Below are 24,315 nucleotides of genomic sequence, written 5' to 3'. Positions count from 1 at the left end.
ATGTCGGGCGGACTTTTCCAGAGACAATTTTGATGGTAATTTCAAATGGATACCGCTGATTGCGACGATATGGCCACAGTGCATTTCGCCCCGAAGTCGCGGTTGAAGGGGTATAGGCCGGCAATGGATCGTCACCCTGAGATGGGCACGGCAGTCGCGGCGAACTCCTGGTTGCCCCTGCGCGCCTTGAGCGGCTGGACGACGAAAGACCTCAACGGCGACCCAGCGGCCGGCATAACGCTGGCGATCGCCATCCCCGAGCAGACGGCGACGGCGCGGCTCGGCGGTTTCGCGCCGGAGATCGGCTTTTTCACCTTCGTCGCCGGCTCGGTCGCCCCCGGCGTCGGACTGAGGGCAATCCGGCCGATGAAGGCAGGACCTCATCGGCCCGCGCGACGGCTGCGATAGGCGCCCGGCGCCTCCCCCATCTGGCGCCGGAATCGGCGGTTGAAAGTCGACAGGTCGTTGAAGCCTGCATCGAAGGCGATCGTCGATACCGCCGTGTCCGATGTCAGCAGCCGCACCGCGGCGCGGTGCAGTCTGGTCCTCAGCAGAAACTGATAGGGCGTCATGCCGGCCACGTGCCGGAAAATGCGCAGGAAATGATACGGGCTGGTCGCCGTTTGAACGGCGAGTTCGGCCAGCGAAAGCGGCCATTCGGCATTGAGCTCGATCAGCCGCACCGCCTCGGCAACCCGTTTCTGGTCGCGGCGGCTGGGTGTCCGCGCCATTCTGGGAGGACCGGAGGCAGCCGCGACCACCGCGCCGGCGATGCGCAGGCCGAGTTCCTCGAACGCCTCGTTATCGCCCCTTTCCCGCGCGGCCTCCGCCTCGGCCAGCACCGGCGTCAGCGACGGTAAGGGCGGCAGGCGCGGATCGGCGAAGCCCAGCCGCTTCGCGCGCGGCAGTTCGGCCACGACGCGCTCCAGATAGGCTGGCGAAAAATGGAAGGAAAGGCAGCGATCGCCGGCGCCATGCTCATGCCCGCATTCATAGCAGGCGCCGGGATTTCCAAGCAGGATGGCGCCTGGGGCCAGCATTGCCGTGCCCTGGCGCGTGCGATAGCGGAACGTGCCTCTGCTCACGGCGGCAATGCAAAAGTTGCCGTGCTCCTCCTCAAACGGCTTGTCGCCCGCGGCCGCCGTGCAGACCACGTCGGACACCGACCAGCCATACCCGGAAGCCAGAGTTTTCTGCGCGGTCGCCATGGCCGGAAGATAGCAATTTTTCCCAAGCGACGAACCCTGTCCCGCCGCTATTGCTTACCCTCTCCTGACAAACGAGGCAGCGACAATGACCGATCCCTTCGCCGAATCCCTGCACAGCGACGGCCCCAATCCTGACCACGCCGAAAAGCTGAAGCTCTACGGCCGCTTCGTCGGCGCCTGGACATTCGACGCCACCCGCATTCTCGAGGATGGCACCAGGCTCACCGGTCGCGGCGAGGTGCATTTCGGCTGGGTTCTGGAAGGCCGGGCCGTGCAGGACGTCTGGATCCTGCCCGCCCGCGACGCGGGTCCCTCCCCGTCGCTCGGGCCATGGACCTTCTACGGCACGACATTGCGCGTCTACGATCCCGGCGCCGACGCCTGGCACATCTTCTGGAGCGACCCGCGCAACCAGTATTACAGCAGGCAGCTCGGCCGCGCCGAGGGCGACACGATCGTCCAGGTCGGCTCCGATGGCACCGGCGCGTCGGTGCGCTGGAGCTTCTCGCGCATCACCGAAAACTCGTTCCGCTGGCTCGGCGAGCGCTCGCACGACGGCGGCGCGACCTGGCGCATGGAGGTGGAGTTTTTAGCGCGGCGGGTGGGTAAGAGCTGACGACCACCGAAGATCGCAGCGGCACAAAACAAGAGCCGTAGCGATCCTTCGCGCCCACCTCTGCCCTGCCGGGCATCTCCCTCACTTGGGGGGAGATTGGCAGTTTCGGCGATGGCGCCCTTCCTGCTCGCTGGTGATTGGCGAAGGCCGATGCGACATCTGATCTCCCCCCTTGTGGGGGAGATGTCCGGCAGGACAGAGAGGGGCGCTGTCCCGCCTGCTTTCACAACTTCGCCCGCCATTTCCCCTCCCGCCTGTTCCCACCGCCCGGGCTTTGCTCTACCAATTGCGGAGGCTGGGCTTCGCCCGGCGGGGAGGGGACCAGCGATGCCGAGTTTCGACAGCCTGTTCAACGCCTTCGTCACCATCCTGGTGACCATCGACCCCCCGGGACTGGCGCCCCTCTTCCTCGCCGTCACCCGCGGCATGAACCGCGAGGAGCGCCAGCAGGTCTCTGTCCGCGCCTCGGTGATCGCCTTCCTGGTGATGGCGCTGTTTGCGATTGCCGGCGCCTCGATCCTGTCGGTGTTCGGCATCACGTTGCCGGCCTTCCGCGTCGCCGGCGGCTTTCTCTTGTTCTTTATCGCCTTCGAAATGGTGTTCGAGCGCCGCCAGGACCGCAAGGAGAAGATTGGCGACGTCGCCATCACCAAGGACATGATCCACAACATCGCCGCCTTCCCGCTGGCGATCCCGCTGATCGCCGGCCCCGGCGCGATCTCGGCGACGGTGCTCTTATCGGGACATTTTGAAGGCTTTGCCGCTCAGGCAGCCCTGGTCGGCATCATCTTCCTCTGCCTCGTCATCACCTATCTGGTGTTCGTGCTGTCGGAGCGCATCGACCGCATCCTCGGCCAGACCGGCCGCTCGATCCTGACGCGCCTGCTCGGCGTCATCCTGGCGGCCTTGGCGGTACAGTTCGTGGCCGACGGCATCAGGGCGTTGATGGCCGCTTGAGCGTCACCCTTACTGCCTACTGCCTACTGCCTACTGCCTACTGCCTACTGCCTACTGCCTACTGCCTACTGCCTACTTGGCCCCGTCTCGACCACCACAAAATCATGCGTCAGCGTTGCTGTCTTGGCCATCATCGCGGAGGCCGAGCAATATTTTTCGACCGACAGATCGATCGCCCGTTTCACCTTGTCGTGCGACAGCGCGCGACCCTTGACGATGAAATGCATATGGATGCGGGTGAACACTTTCGGGTCGGTCTCGGCCCGGTCGGCGTCGAGCTCGACCACGCAATCCTCGATCGCCTCGCGGCCTCTTTCGAGGATATGGACGACATCATAGGCCGAGCAGCCGCCTGTCCCGATCAACACCAACTCCATCGGGCTCGGTCCCGGCGTCCGGCCTTCCGGTCCATGCGCGGTGCCCAGCACGACCTTATGGCCGGTGCCGGACTCGCCGACAAAGGTGCGTTCCTCAACCCATTTGACGCGTGCTTTCACGTTGATCTTCCTTACAAGGTTACTGGCCGAACACCACGGCGTGCATGATCCGGCCGGGCAGCAGCGTGAAGACGCCCGCGCCGATCAATGCGAAGACATAGAGCGAGATCATCACCTTGCGATGCTTCGCCACACGGTGGTTGCGCGCATGCCAGACCGCCAGCGGCACGGTGACCAGCACCAGGATCGACAACAGATGGATCGGGCTGAACGGACCGATGATCCGGATCTGCTGGACCCAGAAGCTCGAAATGGCGATTACCAGCATCAGCGCCACCCAGGCATAGCCCAGCATGCGGTGACGCACGGTGCCTTTCGGCAGCGCCAGCTGGGCGCCGCCGATGGCTAAAGCGGAGAAGGCCGCGAAGGCATGCCATGGAATGGGAGGCGGCGCCGACAGAAGCGGTCCGAGCGACATCGCGCCTTCCCCTAAACGACCATGTCGAGACGCTTAGAGCAATTCCAGGAAAAGTGCGTAGCGGTTTTCCGTCCGGAATTGCGCAAAACAAAACTTAGAACGGGATCTCGTCGTCCAGCTCGCGCGACGAACCGCCGCCACCGCCGCCCTTGGAACCGCCACCGCCACCGCGGCTGAAACCTTCGTTCGGGCCGGACTGGCCGAAATCGGAACCGCGGCTGCTGCCGCCGCCGGAATAATTGCCGACCTGGCCGCCGCCGCCCTCGCCGCGCGCGTCGAGCATCTGCAATTCACCGCGGAATTTCTGCAGCACGATCTCGGTCGTGTAGCGATCATTACCGGTCTGGTCCTGCCATTTGCGGGTCTGCAACTGGCCCTCGACATAGACCTTCATGCCCTTCTTCAAATACTGCTCGGCCACCTTGGCGAGCTGGTCGTTGAAGATCACGACATTGTGCCACTCGGTCTTTTCCTTGCGCTCGCCCGAGTTCTTGTCGCGCCAGCTTTCCGAGGTGGCGACGCGGATGTTGACGACCGGATCGCCGGAATTCAGGCGGCGGATTTCAGGGTCCGCCCCGAGATTGCCGACCAGAATGACCTTGTTGACGCTACCCGCCATCTTACTTCTCCGCGCTCATCCGAAACAAATTTTAAGTCGCTCACCTTACAGCTTGCGGGCCACCCATGCCTGCAAAGGCTGGCTTTTCCCACAAGGTTTTTGTTCTCTTTTCGTTCTATTCCTGACAACTGCACCTGTCAAGGAATGTCAGCAAAAGGTAGTGTCTTGGGCGGCAAAGGCAAAAGGGGACATCCACATGCGCATCATTTTGCACCAAGACCAGCCCCGCGAATTGTGGCGGGCCGGAGTTGAAACCCGCATGCAGGTTGCCGCCACAAACGGCGCGACCGACCTCTGCATTTTCGAGCAATGGGTCGATCCGGCAACCGGCGCCCCGACACATTCGCATACGGTGGAGGAAGTGCTGACGGTCGTTGCCGGCGAGGCCGAAATGTGGATCGAGAATAACCGAGCTGTGCTGACCGCCGGTCAGTCTATAATCATCCCGGCACATCGCAAGCACGGCTTCCGCAATCTCGGCACCGCTTTGCTTCATGTCCACGCCGTGCTCGCCTCACCGATCTTCGAGGCGAGTTTCGACGGCGCGGCGGAGCCGGTGAGGCGCTGGGTCTCCTAACACGAGCCTGCCAAGAAACAGGCTTGCCAAACCAATAAGCATCGACTTATGCTTTGATCATGATCGAAGCAGAGATTTTCCGCGCCCTGGCAGACCCGACGCGACGTGCCGTTTACGAGCGCCTGACCGTCAGCGAGATGAACGTGACCGAGCTGCGCGCCGGCATGAGCGTGTCGCAGCCGGCGGTCTCGCAGCACCTTGCCGTGCTGCGTGGCGCCGGTCTGGTGGTCGAGCGGCGCGCTGGCCGCAACGCCTATTACCGCGCCGATCCGCAGGGGCTCGACCCGCTGCTCGGCTGGATCGAACGTTACCGCGCCTTCTGGCCGGAACGCATCGAAAAGTTGAAGACGGTTCTGAAGGGAATGGACCAATGACCAAGGCAGAGAACCCGGCAGCGGCCGAGGCGCCGCTCAGCTTCGAATGCGATCTTCCCGATCCGCCTGAAAAAGTCTGGCGGGCGCTGACCGAGCCGGAACTGCTGGCCGCCTGGGTGATGCCGAACGACATCAAGGCTGAAGCCGGCGGCCGCTTCGCCTTTGCCGGACCGGATGCGCCGATCGAATGCGAGGTGCTCGAGGCCGAGCCCGGCAGGCTGCTGCGCTATTCCTGGCGCGAGCGGCCCGCCGACAAAGACGCGGACCGCCTTCCCGCCTTTGACAGCATCGTCACCTTCACGCTGGCCCGCACAGCTTCCGGAGGCACGCATCTTCGCATCGTCCATGACGGCTTCGTCCCGGTGGCGGAGCCTGTTCTGCACATTGCCGGCGCCGGCTGCGGGCTCTCGCTTCATGCCCGCAAGACCCCAACCGCGGCCAATGCGCCTTCAATGATGTTGCGCGCGGCCTGATAAGAGGACATCCGTCATGAGCATTGCCAATCTGGTGCCGATGGTCATCGAGCAGTCGAGCCGCGGCGAGCGTTCCTTCGATATCTTTTCGCGGCTGCTGCGCGAGCGCATCGTCTTTATCAACGGCGAGATCAACGACAACGTTTCGGCGCTGGTCTGCGCGCAGCTGCTGTCGCTGGAATCCGACCATCCCGACAAGGAGATCTCGCTCTACATCAACTCGCCCGGCGGCATGGTCACCAGCGGCTTCGCCATCTACGACACCATGCAATACATTTCCTGTCCGGTGTCGACGGTCTGCATGGGCTTTGCCGCCTCGATGGGCTCGTTCCTGTTGATGGCCGGCATGCCGGGACGGCGCATTGCCCTGCCCAACACCAGGATCGTGCTGCACCAGCCGCTCGGCGGCTTCCAGGGCCAGGCCTCCGACATTCAGCGCCACGCCGAAGACATCGTGCGCACCAAGCAGCATATGACCGAGCTCTACGCCAGGCATTGCGGCCGGACCTATGAGGAAGTGGAGCGCACGCTCGACCGCGACTATTTCATGAGCGCCGCGGAGGCGAAGGAATGGGGCCTCGTCGACCACGTCTACGATACGCGCAAGAAGGCCGCCTGACGGTCTCGAGCCGGACGCGCAGCATTTGATCGCCCCGCGTCTGGCATCGCTCCAGTTGCGTCCCTATAGTCCACGCATGATCAGGTCCGTTCAGCCCAGATTTTTACGCGCCGCCCTCGCCGCGCTTGCTGGCGCTCTGATGGCCGGCACCGCGCTTGCCGATGACAGCCCGTCGCAAAAACTGCCGGGCGTCAGCAGCGACTACCGCATCGCCAAGCCGGCGCCGCAGCCCGAGCCAGATGACGCGCAGCCCGCCGGCAGCGACGGCTCTTTCAAGATCGGCAACACCGATGTCAGGATCGGCGGGAGCATTACGATCGACATGGCGACGGGCGCCGCCCGGGTCCCGAACCACTAATCGAAAGCGCAGCGCCCTTGCCGAGCGCCAGGCATTCCCCCAAAATATAAGCCCCATCCCTGCTGAGCAGACGGATGGGGCTTCATGGATCTGAAAATCCAACTTTAGCCGGGAGTGGACTGCCGGCGTTCTGTTTCGGATGCAACGCGGCGTTCGGCCGACGATCCGACTATGGTCTCTGATTGTAGGGAATCGGCAAGTCACGGTTTGTCGGGCTGGCGTTTCAAGTCTGCCCTGGCACTTATGCCCGCCGCGGCTCCATCTCCGTGTGGAGCCTCAAGGGACTGTCCGGTGGCGTCATGCTCCGCTCCTGGGTCCGTTGGACAATGTCGTTCGAAGCGCTAATCGCTATCACCTGCGGCGTCTCGCAGGTCGCCAGTTGGGCGGCGAGGCCATCGAAAGACGGCCGGCTTCGTTGACGCCTTTGAGACTGCCCCCGTGAGCCGCTGGCGTCAACCGTTGAATAGCCGGTTACCGAAAAATGTGATCGCCGGGAGGTTACGTACGGGTAAGTCGAGTGGCTCCGTGAATCCACGAGACGGGCATCGGCGGCACCTGTCTTCACGACGCTTCGAGCGATTGTTTTCACAGCGCCCAACGCGAATGTTTCCACAACGCTTTGTCAGGAGCGTGTTCGGTCTTTGTTCTTTCCGCTTGCCCGCTCGCGCGAAAGGCGGTTAATACCCAAGATTGGCGTCTTCCGTCGAGATTGTGGTGTCTCTCGACGTGGCGGCAAAAATACCTACATAGGGGATGGCCGGGACGAACCCGCCCAATCCAGCAAATTCCAGATCTGAGGCGGCGACCGGCGATGGCCGACCATAAATATCTTTCCATTCGCGGGGCGCGCGAACACAATCTCAAGAATATCGATCTCGACCTGCCGCGCGACAGCCTGATCGTCATGACCGGCCTGTCCGGATCCGGCAAGTCGTCGCTCGCGTTCGACACCATCTATGCCGAAGGCCAGCGCCGCTATGTCGAGAGCCTGTCGGCCTATGCCCGGCAGTTCCTGGAGATGATGCAGAAGCCGGACGTCGACCAGATCGACGGCCTGTCGCCCGCCATCTCGATCGAGCAGAAGACCACATCGCGCAACCCGCGCTCCACGGTCGGCACCGTCACCGAAATCTACGACTATATGCGCCTGCTGTTCGCGCGTGTCGGCATCCCCTATTCGCCGGCCACCGGCCTGCCGATCGAGAGCCAGACGGTCAGCCAGATGGTCGACCGCGTGCTGGCGTTGGACGAAGGCACGCGTCTCTATCTGCTGGCGCCGATCGTGCGCGGCCGCAAGGGCGAATACCGCAAGGAACTGCTGGAGCTGCAGAAGAAGGGTTTTCAGCGCGTCAAGGTCGACGGCGTCTTCTATGAGATCGCCGACGTGCCGGCGCTGGACAAGAAGTACAAGCACGACATCGACGTCGTCGTCGACCGCATCGTCGTGCGCGGCGATCTGGCGACGCGGCTCGCGGACTCAATGGAAACGGCGCTGAAGCTCGCCGACGGTTTGGCCGTGGCCGAGTTCGCCGACCGGCCGCTCGACGCCAGCCTGACCGGCGAGGACTCGGTCAACAAGTCCAAGAACGAGACGCATGAGCGCATCCTGTTCTCGGAAAAATTCGCCTGCCCGGTGTCCGGCTTCACCATTCCCGAGATCGAGCCCAGGCTGTTCTCGTTCAACAACCCGTTCGGCGCCTGCCCGACCTGCGATGGCCTCGGCAGCCAGCGCGCCATCGATCCCAACCTCGTCGTGCCGGATGAGAACGTCTCGCTGCGCGACGGCGCCATCAGCCCTTGGGCGAAGTCGACTTCGCCCTACTACGCGCAGACGCTTGAAGCGCTCGGCAAGGCCTATGGCTTCAAGCTCGGCGACAAGTTCAAGGATTTGAGCGCCGAGGCGAAAGAAGCCGTGCTGCATGGCACCGGCGAGCGCGAGATCACCTTCCAGTATGATGACGGCCTGCGCTCCTACAAGACGACCAAAACCTTCGAGGGCGTGATCCCCAATCTCAACCGCCGCTGGAAGGAAACGGAATCGGCCTGGATGCGCGAGGAGATCGAGCGCTTCATGTCGGCCACACCCTGCCCCGCCTGCAACGGCTACAGGCTGAAGCCGGAAGCGCTAGCCGTGAAGATCGCGGGAAAACACATCGGCGAAGTGACCGAGCTGTCGATCCGCAAGGCCGACCAGTGGTTCACCGACCTGCCGGCGCAGCTCAACGAGAAGCAGAACGAGATCGCGGTGCGCGTGCTCAAGGAGATCCGCGAGCGGCTGCGCTTCCTCAACGATGTCGGCCTCGACTATCTGACGCTGTCGCGCAATTCCGGCACGCTGTCGGGCGGCGAGAGCCAGCGCATCCGGCTCGCCTCGCAGATCGGCTCCGGCCTCACCGGCGTGCTCTATGTGCTGGACGAGCCGTCGATCGGCCTGCACCAGCGCGACAATGCGCGCCTGCTCGATACGCTCAAGCACCTGCGCGACATCGGCAACACGGTGATCGTGGTCGAGCATGACGAGGACGCCATCCTGCATGCCGACTATGTCGTCGACATCGGCCCGGCGGCGGGCATCCATGGCGGCCAGATCATCGCCCAGGGCACGCCGCAGCAGATCATGGCGACGCCCGCCTCGATCACCGGCAAGTACCTGTCGGGCGAGCTCGAAGTGGCGACGCCATCGGTGCGCCGCGAGGCGAAGAAGAACCGGCGCATCAAGGTGGTCGGCGCGCGCGGCAACAATCTGAAGAACGTCACGGCCGAAATCCCGCTCGGCACCTTCACCGCGGTCACCGGCGTGTCCGGCGGCGGCAAGTCGACCTTCCTGATCGAGACGCTGTTCAAGGCGGCCTCGCGCCGCATCATGGGCTCGCGCGAGCATCCGGCAGAGCACGACCGCATCGAGGGGCTGGAGTTCCTCGACAAGGTAATCGACATCGACCAGTCGCCGATCGGACGCACGCCGCGCTCCAACCCGGCGACCTATACCGGCGCCTTCACGCCGATCCGCGACTGGTTCGCGGGCCTGCCCGAGGCCAAGGCGCGCGGCTACCAGCCGGGCCGCTTCTCCTTCAACGTCAAGGGCGGCCGCTGCGAAGCCTGCCAGGGCGACGGCGTGATCAAGATCGAGATGCACTTCCTGCCCGATGTCTACGTCACCTGCGACGTCTGTCACGGCAAGCGCTACAACCGCGAGACGCTGGACGTGCTGTTCAAGGGCAAGTCGATCGCCGACGTGCTCGACATGACGGTCGAGGAAGGCGTCGAGTTCTTCTCGGCGGTGCCCGGCGTGCGCGACAAGCTGGAGACGCTGAAGCAGGTCGGGCTGGGCTACATCCATATCGGCCAGCAGGCGACGACTTTGTCGGGCGGCGAGGCGCAGCGGATAAAGCTCGCCAAGGAATTGTCGCGCAAGGCGACAGGCAAGACGCTCTACATCCTCGACGAGCCGACCACCGGCCTGCATTTCCACGACGTCGCCAAGCTGCTCGAAGTGCTGCACGAACTGGTCGACCAGGGCAACACGGTGGTGGTCATCGAGCACAATCTCGAGGTGATCAAGACCGCCGACTGGGTGCTCGACCTCGGTCCCGAAGGCGGCGACGGCGGCGGCGAGTTGGTCGCGTCAGGCACGCCGGAAGCGATCGTGCGCGAAAAGCGCAGCTACACCGGCCAGTTCCTGAAGGAACTTCTGGAGCGGCGCCCTGGAGGCAAACGCGAAGCGGCGGAGTGATGGCAGATAGCGGCCTGATCTCCATTGAAAGCCGCTTCGATGCCGTCGCGGCCATAGCCGCTGGGATGCAGAAAGTCATCGCGGCCGCTACTGGAGTGGACCAATCATGAGACTGGGCCGTCCCGAAGACCTAGCTGCCGTCGTTGCGCTGACCACGGATGCCTATGCGCCTTACACGCCCATCTTCGGTGGACCGCCGATCCCGGTGACCGAGAACTATGCCCCGCGCATCGAGCGCGGCGAAGTCTGGCTGCTGGAAGAAGGCTCAAAGCTCGCCGGATTGATCGTTCTGGAACGCCATCCCGACCACGCCATGATCTTCAGCGTCGCCGTTTCGCCGGCCTTCCAGGGCAAAAAGCTTGGCATCAAATTGCTCGACTTCGCTGACGAGCAGGCGCGGTCATGGGGCGTGCCGGAGGTGCGGCTCTACACCAATTCACGCATGGAGCGGAACATCGCGCTCTATTCGGCTAACGGTTATCGCGAAACGGGTCGTCGGGCCAATCCGTATCGGCCAGGATGGATCCTAGTCGATATGGTGAAGCCAGTCAGCGAAGCGGCCTGACCACATCTTGAAAAGCGGAGGAGGAAGACGATGACTGCCCAAGGAAAAATCCGCGCCGGCATGGGCGGCTGGACTTTCGAGCCCTGGGACACCTCCTTCTATCCAGAGAAGCTCGCCAAGGCCAAGCAGCTGCACTACGCCAGCCGCCAGGTGCCGACCATCGAGGTCAACGGCACCTATTATTCCAGCTTCAAGGAACCGACCTTCGTTAAATGGGCCAACGATGCGCCCGAAGGGTTCGTCTTCTCGCTCAAGGGTAACCGCTTCGTCACCAACCGCCGCGTGCTCGGCGAAGCCGGCGAATCCATGATGCGCTTCCTCGATTCCGGCATTACCGCGCTCGGCGACAAGCTCGGCCCGATTTTGTGGCAGTTCGCGCCGACCAAGAAATTCGATGCGGACGATTTTGAAGCCTTCCTCAAACTTTTGCCCGAAAAGCAGGACGGCGTGGCTTTGCGCCATGCGCTGGAAGTGCGCCACGACAGCTTCATCGTACCGGAATTCCCGGCGCTAGCGCGCAAATACAACGCCGCGATCGTCTATGCCGACCACGCGAAGTATCCGGCGATCGCCGATGTCACCGGCGATTTCGTCTACGCGCGGCTGCAGACCGGCAGCGACGACAACCCCGATTGCTACACGCCGAAAAGCCTCGACGAATGGGCGGGACGTGTGAAGACCTGGGCCGGAGGCAAGCAGCCTGCCGACCTGCCGCGCGCCGACCCGAAGACCGATGCGCCGGTCAAGCCGCGCGACGTGTTCGCCTACTTTATCAGCGAAGGCAAGGTGCGCGCGCCGTTCGGCGCCATGGCGCTGATGAAGCGGGTGACAGCCTAGAGCTGCGGACCTCCACAGCGGCCATAAATCAAACGCCAGAGTTTTGTTCGGCGCGCCATGCGACGCTGGTCGGCCGGTGGCTTGTCGGAACCTGCCGACCGTCTTGACCGTTCTTTCTCAGCCGCCGACCGCAGGAGACCGCTGCGAAGTCGCAACAGCTGCCGAAGGTCGGAACGGGACGCAGCCATCTCGCGAAACGCTTGCCAAGTCCTGCGGCGTCGGAAAGGAGCGAGGAAAGATGATCGTCATCCTCGGTGCCTTGCTTACCATTGCAGGCGTCGTGTACATGGCGGGCGCCACTCTGAGGCGCGGACGGCTGAGTGATCCAGCACACCGTCCGGCGCCGAACCTGGCAACATCGGGCCCGACATTGGAGCCGCGGCGGCGCGGGCTCGGTTTCCTCGGCCTGTCGCAGAATTGGCCGGGTCTGGCGATGATGGCGATCGGCTTTATCCTGCTATTGTCGGTAATAGTCCTATAACGCAGGAATCCTCGCATCTTCGCGGCGATCGTAACGCAATCGATACTTCCTTGCTCCACTAATGGACCTACGTCAGGTTGCAAGCCCGGCGCCGGCAAGGACGCGTGCATGCTGCTCGACTTCAATTCATTGCTTCTGGCCGTCGGCTTCTCCGCCGCTTGCCTCAGCCTCACCCTGTTCGGAACCTGGATGGCCGCCCGTTCCGACAAGTTCCTTTTGACCTGGGCAGTCAGCGTGCTGGTCGTGGTGGTCGAGGTCTTTGCCTACGACGCCTATATCAAAAGGCCCGGAGCGGTGCTCGGCGTGCTGACGCTGGCGCTGCTTTTGCTAGGGTTCTCGGTCATGCTGGGTGCCGCTCATCAGTTCAGGACCAAGCGCTCGCCTTTGCCGCTTATCGCGCTCGGCACTGGCGTCACCTATGCTCTCGCGCTGCCGCCCATGGCCTTCGGCTATGACGGGCTGGGCTTCATGCTGGAAAACGCTCTGGCCGCGCTGCTCCTGTTTGGCACCGCCTATGAATATTGGCGTGGCCGCGCGGAGGCGCCCGTCCATCTCATCGGTGTGTCGCTGCTCTATTCACTGACCGCGGCATCCTTCGTGCTGTGCGCGGCCGTGCTGGCATGGGATGGCAAACTGGTTCTCGGTCACGCGCCGAGCAACTGGGCGGAGGATCTGAGCCTCGTCATCGTGATCGCCTCCATGACCGGTATTGGCGCATTGTCGCTGGCAGTCAACCAGGGTCGTCTTGCCCGCCATCATCAGCGCGAGGCGCAAACCGATGCCTTGACCGGCCTTCTTAACCGCCGCGCTTTGTTCGACCTGCATGGCAGGATGCCCATCAACGCCTTCACCGCTGTGGTCGTGTTCGACCTCGACGGCTTCAAGGCGATCAATGACGAGTTCGGTCATGCCGCCGGGGACGAGGTGCTCAAGGTCTTTGCCGAGGTGCTTTCCGCCGATCTACGCTCCACCGACTCCGTCGCCCGCATGGGCGGCGAGGAATTCGCCATGGTTCTGAAACGCACCCTGCCCGAGACCGCCGAAGCGACGGCCGAACGCGTCAGGGCCGCGTTCGCCGCGCGCATTGTTCAGACCGAGGCCGGGCCGCTGCGCTGCACGGTCAGCGCCGGCTTCGCCTTCGGCAGCAGCGAGGGCATGAGCTTCGACAAAGTGCTCAGCGCCGCCGACAAGGCGCTCTATGCCGCCAAGCGCGCCGGCCGCAATCGCGTCCTGGACTTCCGCCTCGCCGGATGACCTTTTCCGGCCGCCTGCTCACTCTCAGTGGTGAGCAATCACGTCGTTGAAGGCATCAAGGTCGACGTAAAAAACCTTGGTCATTTCGCCGATCAAATCATCCTCGTCATAGCCCTGCGACATCAGGATGTTGATCGCGGTCATGATATCGACACGCTCCGTGAGGCGCCGCTTCTGATAGTCCTCGACAAAACGTTCCATCGCCGTCCCCTGGCAAGAGTCTTTTTGGACGCATTGACCGACAATCACTGCGGGGAAAGCTAAGCAGACTTGCTTGCGTGGAACTTGCGAGCGGTGTCCGCGCCTTCCCCCTCATTCGCGACTGGTACGGAAAGCGGCCGACTCACCAAGGCCAAGAAAAGACTAGCATGGGGCGTGCGCCGCGCCAGAGTTGGGCAGGGGCGAGCGGGAGAAATATTGAGCTTACTATCGGTTCGCGGTGTCGGTCGAAGTCGAGCAGCTATTTTAAACTGTCAGGAACTTCCGCACATCCGCCCTGTCGAGGTCTTCCGCCGGCCCCGTATGCACGATCTGGCCGCGATCCATGATGTTGACCTCGTCGGCAAGCTCGCGACAGAAGTCGAGATATTGCTCGACCAGAAGCACGGCGATCCCCGCTTGGTCGCGCAGATAGCGGATGGCGCGGCCGATATCTTTGATGATCGACGGCTGGATGCCTTCGGTCGGCTCGTCGAGCACCAAAAGCTTCGGCCGCATCACCAGCGCGCGGCCGATGGCAAGCTGCTGCTGCTGGCCGCCGGAAAGGTCGCCGCCGCGGCGGCCGAGCATCTGCTTCAGCACCGGAAACAGCTCGAAGACATGCGCCGGGATGGTGCGGTCTGCGCGCCTGAGCGGCGCAAAACCGGATTCCAAGTTCTCGCGCACCGTCAGCAGGGGAAAAACCTCCCTGCCCTGCGGCACGAATGCGATGCCCGACCGGGCGCGGTCATACGCCGCGCTCCGGTCGAGCGCCTTCCCCTCGAAGGCAACGCTTCCGCTCGTCAGCCGGTGATGGCCGACGATCGATCTCATCAAACTGGTCTTGCCGACGCCATTGCGGCCGAGCACGCAAGTGATCTTGCCGGCGCCCGCCTTCAGCGAAACGCCGCGCAGCGCCTGGGCGGCGCCATAGTGAAGCGTGGCGTTGGAGACTTCGAGCATGGTCAGCCCCTTCTCCAGCGCTTCAGGAAGGCGAAATCGAAACGATGGAACGGAACCCGCCAGACCATGCTCAGCGCCCCAGATAGACTTCGACGACGCGCTCGTCCGCCGAGACGAAGTCGAGCGTGCCTTCCGAGAGCACCGAGCCCTCATGCAGGCACGTAACCTTGACGCCGAGCTCGCGCACGAAATGCATGTCGTGCTCGACGACCACCACCGAATGGTCGCGGGCAATGTCCTTGAGCAGGCGCGCGGTCTCCTCGGTTTCGGCATCGGTCATGCCGGCGACCGGCTCGTCGACGAGCAGCAGCTTCGGGTCCTGCGCCAGGAGCATGCCGATCTCCAGCCACTGCTTCTGGCCGTGGCTGAGATTGGCGGCGAGCTCGTCGCGCTTGTCGCCGAGACGGATGATGCCGAGTATATCGTCGATGCGCCGCGCCTCGGCCGCCGAACGGCGATGGAACAGCGCCGGGAAGATCGAGCGCGGCCCCTTCAGCGCCAGCATCAGATTGTCCTCGACGCTGTGGCTCTCGAAGACGGTCGGTTTCTGGAATTTGCGGCCGATGCCCATCATGGCGATCTCGGCCTCGTCATGGCGGGTGAGATCCACCTGGCCGTCGAAGAAGACTTCGCCCTGGTCCGGCCGCGTCTTGCCGGTGACGATGTCCATCATCGTCGTCTTGCCGGCGCCGTTAGGCCCGATGATCGCGCGCATCTCGCCCTTGTCGAGCACCAGCGACAAATTGTTGATGGCGCGAAAACCGTCGAAGGAGACCGAGACGCCGTCGAGATAGAGGATGGTGTTCGACTTGCTCATGACCGCTCACTCCGCCGGCTGCGGTTCGGGGCCGGTGGCCGACCAGGCGCCGGGCGTCCTTGCCGCCGAGCGAACGATCTTCGGCTCCGGCGCCTGCGGATCGGTGCCGGCCTCCGCCGCAAGCGAAGCCGCACGAAGCGCCTTGGCCTGGCCGCGCCAGGCATCCCACATGCCGACGATGCCCTTGGGCAAAAGCAGCGTGACGGCGACGAACAGCCCACCCAGCGCGAACAGCCAGAATTCCGGCAGCACGCCGGTGAACCAGGATTTGCCGGCATTGACGAGCAGCGCGCCGATGATCGGGCCGACGATGGTGCCGCGCCCGCCGACGGCCGTCCAGATCACCACCTCGATCGAGTTCGCCGGCTCGAACTCGCCGGGATTGATGATGCCGACTTGCGGCACGTAGAGCGCCCCGGCGATACCGGCCATGATTGCCGAGACGGTAAAGGCGAAGAGCTTGACGTTCTCCGCCCGCCAGCCGAGGAAGCGGGTGCGGCTCTCGGCGTCGCGCACCGCCATCAGCAGCTTGCCGTATTTGGAGCGCACGATTGCCGCGGTGACGAAGACCGCGAGCGCCAGCGTGACGGCGCTTGCCGCGAATACCGCCGAGCGCGTCGCGTCGGCCTGCACGTTGAAGCCCAGAATGTCCTTGAAATCGGTCAGGCCGTTATTGCCGCCGAACCCCATGTCGTTGCGGAAGAAGGCGAGCAGCAGCGCATATGTCATCGCCTGGGTGATGATCGACAGATAGACGCCGGTGACGCGGCTGCGGAAGGCAAACCAGCCGAAGACGAAGGCAAGCAGTCCGGGCACTGCCAGCACCATCAGTGCTGCAAACCAGAAATGGTCGAAACCGTACCAGAACCAGGGCAGCTCCTTGTAGTTCAGGAACACCATGAAGTCGGGCAGTATCGGGTTGCCGTAAACGCCGCGCGAACCGATCTGGCGCATCAGATACATGCCCATCGCATAGCCGCCGAGCGCGAAGAAGGCGCCGTGGCCGAGCGAAAGGATGCCGCAATAGCCCCAGACCAGGTCGAGCGCGAGCGCCAGCAGGGCGTAGCAGAGATATTTGCCGACCAGCGCCACAATGTAGGGCGGGATATAGAAGGCGCTTTGCGGCAATAACGCGAGGTTGCACAGCGGCACGATGACGGCCGCCGCGAGCAGCGCGACGATCGTAACGGCGATGCGGCGGTCGGCGGAAAAGAAGCGCTGCGTGATCATGCCTCCACCGCCCTGCCCTTCAGCGCAAACATGCCGCGCGGGCGTTTCTGGATGAACAGGATAATCAGCACCAGGACGACTATCTTGCCCAGCACCGCGCCGGCATAGGGCTCGAGGAACTTGTTGACGATGCCGAGCGAGAAGGCGCCAACCAGCGTGCCCCACAAATTGCCGACGCCGCCGAAAACCACGACCATGAAACTGTCGATGATGTAGCCGCGACCAAGATTGGGCGACACGTTGTCGATCTGGCTGAGCGCCACGCCTGCGATACCCGCAATGCCGGAGCCCAAAGCGAAGGTCAGTGCGTCGACCCAGGGCGTCTTGATGCCCATCGAGGCGGCCATGCGCCGATTGGCGGTCACGGCGCGCATCTGCAGGCCCCACGGCGTGCGCTTCATGACGTAGAGCAGGACGCCGAACACCAGGAGCGCGAACACCAGAATCCACAGCCGGTTCCAGGTGATGGCCAGTTGGCCGATATCGAACGAGCCGGACATCCAGGACGGATTGCCCACCTCCTGGTTGGTCGGCCCAAAGATGGTTCGCACCGCCTGCTGCAGGATCAGCGAAACGCCCCAGGTGGCCAGCAGCGTCTCCAACGGACGGCCATAGAGGAAGCGGATTATGCCGCGCTCGATCGCGAGCCCGACAAGTGCTGCGACCAGGAAGGCAAGCGGCAGCGCGATCACCAGCGACCAGTCGAACAGGCCGGGAAACGAGGTGCGGATCACCTGCTGGACAACGAAGGTGGTGTAGGCGCCGAGCATCACCATCTCGCCATGCGCCATGTTGATGACGCCCATGACGCCGAAGGTGATGGCTAGACCGATTGCCGCGAGCAGCAGGACCGAGCCCAGCGAAATGCCGTACCAGATGTTCTGTCCGGCATCCCAGAATGCCAGCGTCGAATTGATACTCGCGATTGCGGCCGTCGCCGCTTCCTTGACCGCTCCGGAGGCGTTGGCCTCGACGGAGGTGAGGAGCGACACCGCGTTGCGGTCGCCACGCGCACCGATCAAGGCAATTGCGGCGAGCTTGTCCGCATCGGGCTTGTCCGAAACCAGTATGGAAGCGCCACGCGCCTGCTCCAGCAAAGCCTTGACGCTCGCCACGGTTTCACTGGCGATCGCTGCGTCGAGCGGCTCGATGTTGGCGGCATCAGGTGTCTTGAACATAGTGTCGGCGGCGGCGATGCGGACAGTCGGATCCTTGGAACCAAGCGTCAACGTGCCCAATGCATCGCGGATGGTGCGGCGCAAGGTGTTGTTGACGCCGATCTGGGTTAAGTCATCTGCGGAAGCCTCGCCCGCTGCCTCGCCGCTCAGCGGGTCGAAAAGCTGGATGCTGTCGCTCGCTTCCTTGCCGACAAACACCATCGAGTCGGCGGCGCGAATGTAAAGATTGCCTTCCGCCAATGCAGCAAGCGGCCGTTCGACAGCCGGATCGCCTGTGGCTGTCAACTCGCGAACGATAACTCCAGTCTCGGAAAAGTCCGCAGCTGTCGCGAATTTGGCGATGATGGCACGCAGATCGGCTTCCGCAGCGCCCGAGGACGACAGCGTCGTCAGCAGGAACAAAAGCGTGAGACCAATCGCACGAAAGATCTTCATCGGTATTTGGTGACCCTTGAGGGTTTAATGGACGTCCGGACGGTGGAGGAAACCGTCCGGACGCGCGCAGTCTTGGGCATGGACCTGATGATCCAGCCCGGGGAGGATCAGTTGGTGCCCTTGCCGCCGCACTTGCCGGTCTTGACATTGAAGTTGCCGCAGCTGAGCGGCGCGCGCCAATCGGAAATCAGGTCCTTGGAATCGGGCAGGTAGTCGGACCATTCGTCGCCCATCACCAGGCCGGGCGTCTTCGAGACCGTCTGGAACTGGCCATTGGCCTGGATCTCGCCGATCAGCACCGGCTTCGTGATGTGGTGGTTCGGCATCATCGCCGAATAGCCGCCGGTCAGGTTCGGCACCGAAACGCCGACCATGGCATCGATGACCTTGTCCGGATCGGTGGTGCCGGCCTTCTCGACCGCCTTCACCCACATGTTGAAGCCGATATAGTGAGCTTCCATCGGGTCGTTGGTGGTGCGCTTGTTGTTCTTGATGAACTTGTGCCAGTCGGCGATGAACTTCTTGTTCTCGGGCGTGTTGACGCTCTCGAAATAGTTCCAGGCGGCGAGATGGCCGACCAGCGGCTTGGTGTCTAGACCGGCGAGTTCTTCCTCGCCAACGGAGAAGGCCATGACCGGGATGTCCTCGGCCTTGATGCCCTGGTTGCCGAGTTCCTTGTAGAACGGCACGTTGGCGTCGCCATTGACGGTCGAGACGACAGCCGTCTTCTTACCCGCCGAGCCGAATTTCTTGATCGCCGAGACTTCGGTCTGCCAGTCGGAGAAGCCGAACGGCGTGTAGTTGACCATGATGTCCTCGGCCGGCACACCCTTCGACTTCAGGTAGGCTTCGAGGATCTTGTTGGTGGTGCGCGGATAGACATAGTCGGTGCCTTCGAGCACCCAGCGCTTCACGGAACCGCCATCGGCGCTCATCAGGTAGTCGACGGCCGGGATGGCCTGCTGGTTCGGCGCCGCACCGGTGTAGAAGACGTTGCGCTCGCTCTCCTCGCCCTCATATTGGACGGGATAGAACAGGATGTTGTCGAGTTCCGAGAACACCGGCAGCACCGACTTGCGCGACACCGAGGTCCAGCAGCCGAACACGGCGGCGACCTTGTCCTTGGAAATCAACTCACGAGCCTTTTCGGCGAAGAGCGGCCAGTTGGACGCCGGGTCGACGACCACGGCTTCCAGTTTCTTGCCGAGCAAACCGCCCTTGGCGTTCTGCTCGTCGATCAGCATCAGCATGACGTCTTTCAGCGTCGTCTCCGAAATCGCCATGGTCCCCGACAGCGAATGGAGGATACCGACCTTGATCGTGTCTTCCGCCGCCTTGGCGGAAGCCGACGCCAGCAGGCCGGCCGCGACGACGCCCGCCGACAGGATTTTTGTTATTTTCGCGAAGTTACCCCTCATATGACACTCTCCCAAGCGTGATTGTTTGCAACGCAGGATAGACTGTGCAAGCGACGTGCCAGACGGGAATGCGCTCAACGGAATTGCGGGATAACGATGAGATTACAGCCGGTTATCAGGTAGCCGGGAAACTTTCCGATCTGCCGGCCCGCGACCAGATTGAGAAAAGTTTACGCAACGCTGCCTAGTTTCTGCCCAAATGGTAAAAATGCCTCAAATTTCATCATATAGGCGAAAGTCTGGCTGATCAACCCTGTTGCAGGGTCAGGGCAAAATGGGGCAAGGTCGCCGCGCAAACGAGCGACGTCATGGCCTTGCGAACGATCCTGAGCTTCCTGTTTCTCCTGTCCGCCGCCGGCGGCGCGCAAGCCGATTTCACCGACGGCAAGTTGCCCGACGGCGCCTATCACTGCGAGGTCTACCTGCTCGGCCTGTTCCTCGACCTCGGCGTGATCACCATCAAGGGCAACCTGTATAGCGGCCCGGTGACCTTCGGCGCCACGCCGCAAGCCTACGACTACCAGATGAACCCCAATGGCGAGATCACCTGGCTTGGTCCGCTCGGCGGCTACACCAGCGGCGGCAATTCGATCTCGATGACTCAGGCCACGCTCGACGACCCTAGCGGCCCCTCCTTCGACATCATCATGAAGCAGCAGGACGGCGCCTTCACCGCCTCGACCTGCACTAAGAAATAGCTCTCGGCGGGTAGCGGACGCACTAGCCCGGGCCGTCACCAGCAACAGCGCTCACCATGTCTTCGCAATGTTGCCGAAGCGCGCCTTAGGATGCCGCGAGCTCCTCAAGCGCGGCCACCGGCCTAACGCCGATGAGCACGCCGCGTTGAAGCGGGAAGCCCCCTAACTCTCGGCCGCGACTTCGAGCGCCAGCTGGGTCATGTCGGTGAAGAGGGCCTGACGCTCCGAATAGTCGGTCAGTTCGCCGGTGGCGACATGATCGACCACGGTGAGCAGCGACAGGGCGCGTGCGCCGAACTGCGCGGCAATCCGATAGAGCGCGCTGGTCTCCATATCGACAGCCAGCGCCCCGAGCGCCATCGGCTCGTCGAACCGCGCGCGACCGTCGGGATGATGGAACACGTCGCTGCAGATCGTCAGTCCGGCGCTGCAGGTAATGCCGAGATCGGCCGCGCGTCGCAGCGCCAGCGCATGGAGCGCCGGATCCGGTCCCGCCGGCTGGTAAAGGCCGAACACCTGTCCGCTGATCGCGCTCTCTGCCCGCACTTCGCTGGAGATGACGAGCCCGCGCAGGGGCACATCTTCCGACAAGCCGCCGCTGGTGCCGGTGCGTATCAGTGTCTTCACGCCATGATAGTCGAGCAATTCATGGGCGTAGATCAGGAAGGATGAAACGCCAATGCCGGTCGCCTGGATGCTGACCGGCTTGCCGCGGAACCGGCCGGTGAAACCCAGCGCGCCCCTTCGGCGGTTGACGCAGCGTGGTGCTTCGAGAAAGGTCTCCGCCATCCATCGGGCGCGCTCGGGGTCACCCGGCAACAGCACCGTTTCGGCATAATCACCCTTGCCCGCCTCGATATGCGGCGTCACGCGCTACCACCCCCATGATAGATCCATCCGGTGGCCATCATGGCAGGGCCGCCGCAATGTGCAAGCAGTAGCTGTTTTAAAAGCAATTCCAGGAAAATGCGTCGTAGTCAAAAGAGATGGAGCGGTTCACCGTGAACCACGAAACCGCTCTACGATTCCAGCACGTCCTTGACGATCGTCGCCAGTTGCTTGAGCGAGAACGGTTTCGGCAGGAAGCCGAAATGCGCGTCGGCCGGCAGGTTCTTCGCAAAAGCGTCCTCGGCATAGCCCGAAACGAACACGAACTTGATGTCCGGCTGACGCTTGCGGAGCTCGCCGAGCAATGTCGGCCCGTCCATCTCCGGCATCACCACGTCGGACACGACGATGTCGACCTTGCCGCCGAGCGCCTCGAACACTTCCAGCGCCTCGACGCCTGACGACGCCTCATGCACGGTATAGCCGCGCGAGGTCAGCGCCCGCACACCGCTCATGCGCACAGCGTCCTCGTCCTCGACCAGAAGCACGGTGGCCGAGCCGGAAAGGTCCTTCGCGGTGTCAGCCGGCTTGGCCGGCGCCGCCGCCACGGCTGCCGGCGCCTCGCCGGGCTCAGGCTGCTTCTTCACCTCGGCGATGTGGCGCGGCAGGAAGATGCGGAACACCGTGCCCTTGCCGACTTCGGAATCGCAGAAGATGAAGCCGCCGGTCTGCTTGATGATGCCATAGACCATCGACAGGCCGAGGCCGGTGCCCTTGCCCACTTCCTTGGTCGTGAAGAACGGCTCGAAAATCTTCTTCAGCACGTCGGGCGCGATGCCGCTGCCGGTGTCCTCCACGTCGACGAGCACATAATCGGCCGGCGTCAGCTCGCGATAGGCGAAGGATTTGCACTCATCCGCCGTGACGTTGCGGGTGCGCACCGTGAGGTCGCCGCCACTCGGCATGGCGTCGCGCGCATTGACGGCGAGATTGACCACCACCTGCTCGAACTGGCCGATATCGACCTTGACCGGCCACAGATCCCGGCCGTGGTCGATCTTGAGCTTGATGTCGTTGCCGACCAGCCGGGCGAGCAGCATCCTGAGATCGGCCAGGACATCGGTCAGGTTGAGCACTTCCGGCCGCAGCGTCTGCTTGCGCGAGAAGGCCAGCAATTGCCGCACGAGCGAGGCCGCCCGGTTGGCGTTCTGCTTGATGTTCATGATGTCGGGGAAGGACGGATCCGACGGCCGGTGGTTGGTCAACAGAAGGTCAGACGCCATGATGATGGCGGTGAGCACGTTGTTGAAGTCATGCGCGATGCCGCCGGCAAGCTGGCCGACCGCCTGCATCTTCTGGCTCTGCGCCATCTGGCCCTCGAGCGCCTTCTGCTCGGTGGTCTCGACCGCATAGACGATGGCCGATTCCTCGGCGCCCTCGCCGCCCGCGCTGTCGGCCACGGCGTTCACGTAGAAACGGATATGGCGCTCCTCATTGCCGGGCAGCACGGAGTCGATCGGCTCGATATCGGCCTGCCGCTGCCGGGCCTTTTCGAAGGCGGCGGCGAAGGCCGGCCGGTCGCGCTCGTGGATGATGGTCTCGAAGCGCACCCGCCGGTCGACGGCGTCGCGGTCGACCACGGAGGAAAACAGCTGCAGGAACGGCGCGTTGGTGCGCAGGATGCGCCCGCTCGCGTCGACGCCGGCAATGGCCATCGGCGTCGAGTTGAAGAAGCGGGTGAAGCGGACCTCGGAGGCCCTGAGTTCCGCGGAAGCGTCCTCGCCCTGGGTGCGGTTGAGCACGATCGTGCGGGTTGGGCCGTTCACGCCTTCGCGGCTTGCCGAAACCCGGTGCATGAAGCGCACCGGCAGCGCCTGGCCGCTCATGGTGGTGAGGTCGAGGTCGATGACGGCGTTGCGGGTGGTGCCGGGATCGGCCTTGACCGACCGGACCAGCGCCATGCCGTCGCCGGCGATGATTTCCGGCAGTGTGATGGCGCCGGGCGTGAAGGAGGCAAGGTCGATGCCCAGCCACTCGGCAAGCGTGGCGTTGATATAGGTCACGCGGCCTTCTTGATCGGCCGAGAAGAACCCTGCCGGCGCATGGTCGAGATGGTCGATGGCTTTCTGGAGGTCGAGGAAGAAACGCTCCTGCTCCGCCCGTTCCTGCGAAATGTCGGCGAGCTGCCAGGCCAGCATCGGCAGCCTTTGCCCGGGCATGCTGAAGGCGCGGGCGCGCGCCCGGTACCAGCGCGCGCCGGGTTCGGCGCCGGGCTTGATCGACTGCGCCAGCCGGAACTCGCCGTCGCCCGCCTGGCCGTCGCGCAGGCCTGACGCCAGCCTGTAGATCGTCATCGAGGCCTCGGGAACATCCGACAACAGCCCTTCGACGGTCTTGAGATCGGCCGCCGAGGCTGCACCCGTCATGTCGGCATAGGCGCGGTTGGCGTAGACGACGCGGCCCTTGGTGTCGGTCACCAGCAAGCCCTGCGACATCGAGTCGACAAAGGCTTTCGACAATTCGTCGCCGGTCGAGCGTGGCGCGATCTGCACGAAGCCGATCGCGGTCGCGAACAGGAAGCCGACGCCGATCATGGCGAGCACGCCGAGCATGCCGAGCAGGAAAGGGTCGCCGAGGCGCTCGCGGAAAAGTCCGAAGACGATCGCGGCACCGGTCAGCACGACGATGAAGACGATGAGCCTGGTGACGGCGCCCGGACGCGTGTTCTGGTCGACGATCGGTACCGGATAGAAATCGCCGCGCGCTTCCTTGGCCATGTTCCCCCTGCTCGTGATTCCGGTGTCCGACGGCGCGGACGGCCGGTTGAATCACATTCTCCTGTAACGGAAAAGGCCCCGGCGGCAAATGTCGGATAAAATCAATGATTCATGTTTCAAACTGTTCACGATGGGTGATGTGAACTTGCAGCGGGCAGCCACCGCGGTCTAGTGTCGCCTCACCTCA

Annotated in this window: 25 protein-coding genes and 1 pseudogene; 14 read left to right on the top strand and 12 right to left on the bottom strand. The window is 63.4% G+C overall.

Features of this window, described 5'->3' with window-relative positions; translation table 11 throughout:
• Positions 1 to 123 precede the first annotated feature (123 nt).
• Positions 124 to 333, top strand: a pseudogene (locus tag CK230_RS18870) (SulP family inorganic anion transporter); the annotation flags it as partial.
• Between the two features lie 47 nt (positions 334 to 380).
• Here the strand turns inward: CK230_RS18870 and CK230_RS18865 are convergent.
• On the bottom strand, positions 381 to 1,208 hold the full coding sequence (locus CK230_RS18865; RefSeq protein ID WP_095818632.1) for an AraC family transcriptional regulator: 828 nt from the start codon (positions 1,206 to 1,208) through the stop codon (positions 381 to 383).
• An 85-nt stretch (positions 1,209 to 1,293) separates the two neighbouring features.
• Between CK230_RS18865 and CK230_RS18860 the strand changes: the two genes are divergently transcribed.
• Entirely contained in the window at positions 1,294 to 1,824 is a 531-nt protein-coding gene (locus tag CK230_RS18860; RefSeq protein WP_095818631.1) for a hypothetical protein, read from the top strand.
• A 327-nt stretch (positions 1,825 to 2,151) separates the two neighbouring features.
• The gene (locus CK230_RS18855) at positions 2,152 to 2,781 is read left to right on the top strand and encodes a MarC family protein (RefSeq protein ID WP_095818630.1); all 630 of its coding nucleotides are present in this window, start codon (positions 2,152 to 2,154) and stop codon (positions 2,779 to 2,781) included.
• A 65-nt stretch (positions 2,782 to 2,846) separates the two neighbouring features.
• Here CK230_RS18855 and CK230_RS18850 read toward each other — a convergent pair whose 3' ends face one another.
• The 3 genes from CK230_RS18850 to CK230_RS18840 form a co-directional block, all read right to left on the bottom strand.
• Complete coding sequence (locus CK230_RS18850; protein ID WP_095818629.1) at positions 2,847 to 3,278, bottom strand: OsmC family protein; 432 nt, start codon at positions 3,276 to 3,278, stop codon at positions 2,847 to 2,849.
• A gap of 19 nt (positions 3,279 to 3,297) precedes the next feature.
• Positions 3,298 to 3,696, bottom strand: a complete 399-nt coding sequence (locus CK230_RS18845) for a DUF2306 domain-containing protein (RefSeq protein ID WP_095818628.1) — start codon at positions 3,694 to 3,696, stop codon at positions 3,298 to 3,300.
• Positions 3,697 to 3,790: 94 nt separating this feature from the next.
• The gene (locus CK230_RS18840) at positions 3,791 to 4,315 is read right to left on the bottom strand and encodes a single-stranded DNA-binding protein (RefSeq protein ID WP_095818627.1); all 525 of its coding nucleotides are present in this window, start codon (positions 4,313 to 4,315) and stop codon (positions 3,791 to 3,793) included.
• On the opposite strand from CK230_RS18840, the gene CK230_RS34105 reads away from it, so the two are divergent.
• The 10 genes from CK230_RS34105 to CK230_RS18790 all read left to right on the top strand — a co-directional run bounded on the left by CK230_RS34105 (position 4,299) and on the right by CK230_RS18790 (position 13,586).
• Positions 4,299 to 4,892, top strand: a complete 594-nt coding sequence (locus CK230_RS34105; RefSeq protein WP_348629164.1) for a cupin domain-containing protein — start codon at positions 4,299 to 4,301, stop codon at positions 4,890 to 4,892. The two genes, CK230_RS18840 and CK230_RS34105, sit on opposite strands and share 17 nt — an antisense overlap.
• A gap of 59 nt (positions 4,893 to 4,951) precedes the next feature.
• Complete coding sequence (locus CK230_RS18830; protein WP_095818744.1) at positions 4,952 to 5,266, top strand: metalloregulator ArsR/SmtB family transcription factor; 315 nt, start codon at positions 4,952 to 4,954, stop codon at positions 5,264 to 5,266.
• Positions 5,263 to 5,739 carry an SRPBCC domain-containing protein gene (locus CK230_RS18825; protein WP_095818625.1) on the top strand — a complete coding sequence of 159 codons (477 nt, stop codon included), beginning with the start codon at positions 5,263 to 5,265 and terminating at the stop codon, positions 5,737 to 5,739. The genes CK230_RS18830 and CK230_RS18825 overlap by 4 nt, the downstream gene beginning before the upstream one ends.
• A gap of 16 nt (positions 5,740 to 5,755) precedes the next feature.
• Positions 5,756 to 6,358 carry an ATP-dependent Clp protease proteolytic subunit gene (locus tag CK230_RS18820; protein WP_095818624.1) on the top strand — a complete coding sequence of 201 codons (603 nt, stop codon included), beginning with the start codon at positions 5,756 to 5,758 and terminating at the stop codon, positions 6,356 to 6,358.
• Between the two features lie 139 nt (positions 6,359 to 6,497).
• Positions 6,498 to 6,716: a hypothetical protein gene (locus tag CK230_RS18815; protein ID WP_245429971.1), complete on the top strand. Its 219-nt coding sequence runs from the start codon at positions 6,498 to 6,500 to the stop codon at positions 6,714 to 6,716.
• A gap of 811 nt (positions 6,717 to 7,527) precedes the next feature.
• A complete protein-coding gene (uvrA, locus tag CK230_RS18810) occupies positions 7,528 to 10,449 on the top strand; it encodes an excinuclease ABC subunit UvrA (protein ID WP_095818622.1) in 2,922 nt (973 codons plus the stop codon).
• Positions 10,450 to 10,555: 106 nt separating this feature from the next.
• Positions 10,556 to 11,014, top strand: a complete 459-nt coding sequence (locus CK230_RS18805; RefSeq protein WP_095818621.1) for a GNAT family N-acetyltransferase — start codon at positions 10,556 to 10,558, stop codon at positions 11,012 to 11,014.
• 30 nt (positions 11,015 to 11,044) lie between these two features.
• On the top strand, positions 11,045 to 11,851 hold the full coding sequence (locus tag CK230_RS18800) for a DUF72 domain-containing protein (RefSeq protein WP_095818620.1): 807 nt from the start codon (positions 11,045 to 11,047) through the stop codon (positions 11,849 to 11,851).
• Between the two features lie 238 nt (positions 11,852 to 12,089).
• Complete coding sequence (locus tag CK230_RS18795) at positions 12,090 to 12,332, top strand: hypothetical protein (RefSeq protein ID WP_095818619.1); 243 nt, start codon at positions 12,090 to 12,092, stop codon at positions 12,330 to 12,332.
• A 108-nt stretch (positions 12,333 to 12,440) separates the two neighbouring features.
• On the top strand, positions 12,441 to 13,586 hold the full coding sequence (locus CK230_RS18790; protein WP_095818618.1) for a GGDEF domain-containing protein: 1,146 nt from the start codon (positions 12,441 to 12,443) through the stop codon (positions 13,584 to 13,586).
• Positions 13,587 to 13,610: 24 nt separating this feature from the next.
• Here the strand turns inward: CK230_RS18790 and CK230_RS18785 are convergent, their stop codons facing one another.
• The 6 genes from CK230_RS18785 to urtA form a co-directional block, all read right to left on the bottom strand.
• Entirely contained in the window at positions 13,611 to 13,787 is a 177-nt protein-coding gene (locus CK230_RS18785) for a hypothetical protein (protein ID WP_095818617.1), read from the bottom strand.
• Between the two features lie 264 nt (positions 13,788 to 14,051).
• The gene (gene urtE, locus CK230_RS18780) at positions 14,052 to 14,747 is read right to left on the bottom strand and encodes an urea ABC transporter ATP-binding subunit UrtE (protein ID WP_042642765.1); all 696 of its coding nucleotides are present in this window, start codon (positions 14,745 to 14,747) and stop codon (positions 14,052 to 14,054) included.
• Between the two features lie 70 nt (positions 14,748 to 14,817).
• Positions 14,818 to 15,564: an urea ABC transporter ATP-binding protein UrtD gene (gene urtD / locus CK230_RS18775; protein WP_095818616.1), complete on the bottom strand. Its 747-nt coding sequence runs from the start codon at positions 15,562 to 15,564 to the stop codon at positions 14,818 to 14,820.
• Positions 15,565 to 15,570: 6 nt separating this feature from the next.
• Positions 15,571 to 16,794 carry an urea ABC transporter permease subunit UrtC gene (urtC, locus tag CK230_RS18770; RefSeq protein ID WP_095818615.1) on the bottom strand — a complete coding sequence of 408 codons (1,224 nt, stop codon included), beginning with the start codon at positions 16,792 to 16,794 and terminating at the stop codon, positions 15,571 to 15,573.
• A complete protein-coding gene (gene urtB, locus CK230_RS18765) occupies positions 16,791 to 18,407 on the bottom strand; it encodes an urea ABC transporter permease subunit UrtB (protein ID WP_095818614.1) in 1,617 nt (538 codons plus the stop codon). The genes urtC and urtB overlap by 4 nt, the downstream gene beginning before the upstream one ends.
• 107 nt (positions 18,408 to 18,514) lie before the next feature.
• On the bottom strand, positions 18,515 to 19,825 hold the full coding sequence (gene urtA, locus CK230_RS18760) for an urea ABC transporter substrate-binding protein (protein WP_095818613.1): 1,311 nt from the start codon (positions 19,823 to 19,825) through the stop codon (positions 18,515 to 18,517).
• A gap of 308 nt (positions 19,826 to 20,133) precedes the next feature.
• Here urtA and CK230_RS18755 point away from each other — a divergent pair, with 308 nt between their 5' ends.
• A complete protein-coding gene (locus tag CK230_RS18755) occupies positions 20,134 to 20,523 on the top strand; it encodes a hypothetical protein (RefSeq protein ID WP_095818612.1) in 390 nt (129 codons plus the stop codon).
• 162 nt (positions 20,524 to 20,685) lie between these two features.
• Here CK230_RS18755 and CK230_RS18750 read toward each other — a convergent pair whose 3' ends face one another.
• Both CK230_RS18750 and CK230_RS18745 read right to left on the bottom strand, forming a co-directional pair.
• Complete coding sequence (locus tag CK230_RS18750; RefSeq protein ID WP_095818611.1) at positions 20,686 to 21,393, bottom strand: DeoD-type purine-nucleoside phosphorylase; 708 nt, start codon at positions 21,391 to 21,393, stop codon at positions 20,686 to 20,688.
• Between the two features lie 149 nt (positions 21,394 to 21,542).
• Positions 21,543 to 24,128, bottom strand: coding sequence for an ATP-binding protein (locus CK230_RS18745; RefSeq protein WP_095818610.1), 2,586 nt, complete (start codon positions 24,126 to 24,128; stop codon positions 21,543 to 21,545).
• Between the last annotated feature and the right edge of the window lie 187 nt (positions 24,129 to 24,315).

It is taken from the genome of Mesorhizobium sp. WSM3859 (assembly GCF_002295065.1).
Classification (GTDB): domain Bacteria; phylum Pseudomonadota; class Alphaproteobacteria; order Rhizobiales; family Rhizobiaceae; genus Mesorhizobium.
The sequence above is the reverse complement of the archived record's forward strand: the minus strand, read 5'-3'. Positions and strand labels throughout refer to the sequence as shown.